This is a genomic window from Soonwooa purpurea, assembly GCF_053891095.1.
On sequence record NZ_JBSSMA010000044.1, the window covers coordinates 1 to 2,707 of the forward strand.

Sequence of the window (2,707 nt, forward strand, 5' to 3'; positions counted from 1 at the left end):
TCAGGATTTTCTAATTTTATTTTTTCTGTTTTTTGTGCGAAAATATTTAATGAAAATGTAAAAATAATCAGAAATAAAATTTGGTGTTTCATTTATAGAGTACTGTTTGGTAAGTCTTTCTGCTAACTGAAAAAGGCTTTGCGAAGTGCGGGCTTAATTTGAACGAAAGTTCAAGTTCAGACCAATCGTAGCCAATATTTTTTCAATGGAACTAAGTTAAACAAAAATGTGGAATTGGAAAATATTGGTGGCTAAATATTACAAAAAGTTCAATTTCGCCTTAAATCCCGCATTTTGCCAATACAATGTTAGGCGTAGTTTTTTATTCTTTAATTCTATTTTTCAAATCCATTTCTGCTCCAAGAATTCTTTCAATTTCAATTTCATTTTGATTTATAATTCTATAAAAAATGATGTGTTTGTGTGCCAGAAATCCAAAGAAATCAGAATCAATTTCAGCATAATTCTTTCCTATATTTGGATTTTCAGCAATTAATAGACAAAAATTAATTAGCTCTTCATAGTATTTATCAGCTTGATTCTCCGACCAAAATTCATAGGTGTATTCATAGATTTTAGAAAGATCTTCAACAGCTTTATTTGTTAAAAAATATTTAGCCATTACTTTTCATTTTGGCTTTTAAAGATTCTAGATGCTTTTTTGGATTAAAATCTTTTGCAATTCCGCTATTAATTCCTTCTTGAATTGCATTTTTTAGAATTTGAATTTTATTTTCTTCCTCTTCTAAAAGTCTCAATCCTGCTCGAATTACTTCACTTGCATTTTTATATCTTCCTTGAGTAACTTTTGTATCAACAAAATCCTCAAAATAATTTCCTAAAGAAACAGATGTATTTCGTCCCATTTTTACTTAATTTAAAATTCAATAATCAAAGTTACCAAATTTTGGTAATTTATACAAATTTTTCTTTGGGAACTGCGCTTGTAAAATTACGTCTAACGAAAAAGTATTTGCGAAGTGCGGGCTGAATTTAACTGAAAGTTCAATTCAGATCGAAGCGGAGCAAAATGCTTTTTCAGATTGTTAAATTACAAATAAAATCAAGATGAAAAGCATTTTTGCGTGTAAATTGTTGATGCTTTTCAACTATGATTTAAATCCCGCATTTTGCAAATACACTGTTATCTGCAGGCGTTGTTAATAAATCAGTTTTTTCACTTTGCAGATGTAATAAGGAACAGGTTCAAAATAATCTTCATTTCGTAAAAAATTTCGTAGTTCTTCTGATTCAGGAATATTTTCAAACAAACCATTGTCGTTGAGTTGTAAACCAAATTTTTCTATCAATTATTCACTTGCATCATTACAAATAAAACTATGGAATGAACCATCACATTCAACTCCGATTATGTCAAAACCTAAAAATGTTTCATTTGGATTTTCTAGAAATTTATTCAATAAATTTTTTCTTAAAACAAAATCACCATTGTTATAATTATAATTTTCTGTTCCAATTCCTTCTCCGAACTCTTTAATTAACAAGTTCGCATCTGTTTCAGAAAAATTAATGCTATAAATCTCTAAATCACAAATGTCTTTTAAAAATAAATTTTTAAATTCTTTGGCATCCTCAAATGTTGTAAAAAGATTTGCTAAACTATCAAATTTTGATTCTGTCCATTTCTGTATTTTCTCGATTTTTTCATCGTTAAGATTTAATTCCTTTTTTTCATTTTCGTCCAAACCTTGTTTTACCCAACTTTGAGTCCACGTATCGAAAATTGAAAAGTTGATACAACTTGAACAAGTATGAGATATTTTACCATTTAAAATTCCAAAATCTATTGGTTTTAATTTAATGATATTATATCCTCCTAAGTAATACGGAATGTTGGTCATACGCTTGCAGATAACGGAAAAAGTATTGGCGAAGTGCGGGCTTTCGAAGAACAGAAAGTTCAAGAAAGAACAAACGTAGCGAATGCTTTTTCGATTGTGCTAACTTACAAAAATTTGCAGAATTGAAAAGCATGAGCGGATTATTTTTTCTGCTTTTCAATTCAACACCTAAACCCCGCATTTTGCCAATACAATGTTAGCTGTAGTGTTTTTTTGTACAACAAATTTCTTATTCTTTAATTTGTGTTTTTGTTAAATTTAAATTATTTATATCTGTCATTCCTTCTTCAACATCATAACTTCTCCAATAGCTTGGACCAACATCATTTATATTCATTATAATTTCGCTTTCATTTTTGCATATGATTTTAATTTTACCATATGTGAAATTACATTTTTCGCAATAAGATAAAGTAGCTTTTTTAATTTCTATTTCAATTTCTCCAACTTTATTCTCAGAAATTAAACCTTCCAAAACATTGAATTTTTGATTTTGAAAATTAATAAAAGTAATTAATGGTTTATCATCATTTATATTTGCAGTTACTTTATATCCTTCGAATGAACCTTTCCAAGTTCCTTTCAAATTTTTCAAATCATTGATTTTATTTTGAGAAAAAACAAAATAAGGCATAAAAACAATCAAGAAAAGTATATTTTTTTTCATTTAGATTTATTTCTTCTGTTAATTAACAGTGCGTTTTTCAAACATTACAGCTAACGAAAAAGGCTTTGCGAAGTGCGGGAATTCGAAGAACGAAAAGTTCAAGGATTCACAAACGTAGCAAATGGCTTTTTCAGATTGTTAAGTTAATAAAAAAAGCAATATGAAAAGCCAATTTGCG

5 protein-coding genes are annotated in these 2,707 nt (G+C 28.1%); all 5 read right to left on the bottom strand.

Annotated elements, in window-relative coordinates:
* Positions 1–322: 322 nt before the first annotated feature.
* The 5 genes from ACVFVN_RS14575 to ACVFVN_RS14595 all read right to left on the bottom strand — a co-directional run bounded on the left by ACVFVN_RS14575 (position 323) and on the right by ACVFVN_RS14595 (position 2,529).
* Positions 323–622 (bottom strand): type II toxin-antitoxin system RelE/ParE family toxin, encoded by a 300-nt coding sequence (locus ACVFVN_RS14575; protein ID WP_456235848.1) that lies wholly within the window; start codon positions 620–622, stop codon positions 323–325.
* The gene (locus ACVFVN_RS14580) at positions 615–866 is read right to left on the bottom strand and encodes a type II toxin-antitoxin system ParD family antitoxin (RefSeq protein ID WP_409508896.1); all 252 of its coding nucleotides are present in this window, start codon (positions 864–866) and stop codon (positions 615–617) included. The genes ACVFVN_RS14575 and ACVFVN_RS14580 overlap by 8 nt, the downstream gene beginning before the upstream one ends.
* Before the next feature lie 294 nt (positions 867–1,160).
* Positions 1,161–1,310, bottom strand: coding sequence for a hypothetical protein (locus ACVFVN_RS14585; RefSeq protein ID WP_456235849.1), 150 nt, complete (start codon positions 1,308–1,310; stop codon positions 1,161–1,163).
* Positions 1,311–1,862, bottom strand: coding sequence for a hypothetical protein (locus ACVFVN_RS14590; protein WP_456235850.1), 552 nt, complete (start codon positions 1,860–1,862; stop codon positions 1,311–1,313).
* Between the two features lie 229 nt (positions 1,863–2,091).
* Positions 2,092–2,529, bottom strand: coding sequence for a hypothetical protein (locus tag ACVFVN_RS14595; protein WP_456235851.1), 438 nt, complete (start codon positions 2,527–2,529; stop codon positions 2,092–2,094).
* Between the last annotated feature and the right edge of the window lie 178 nt (positions 2,530–2,707).

Bases quoted from the DNA above. Each gene is read 5' to 3' on its own strand.
- ACVFVN_RS14575 (WP_456235848.1), bottom strand. From the start codon at position 622: ATGGCTAAATATTTTTTAACAAATAAAGCTGTTGAAGATCTTTCTAAA.
- ACVFVN_RS14580 (WP_409508896.1), bottom strand. From the start codon at position 866: ATGGGACGAAATACATCTGTTTCTTTAGGAAATTATTTTGAGGATTTT.
- ACVFVN_RS14590 (WP_456235850.1), bottom strand. From the start codon at position 1,862: ATGACCAACATTCCGTATTACTTAGGAGGATATAATATCATTAAATTA.
- ACVFVN_RS14595 (WP_456235851.1), bottom strand. From the start codon at position 2,529: ATGAAAAAAAATATACTTTTCTTGATTGTTTTTATGCCTTATTTTGTT.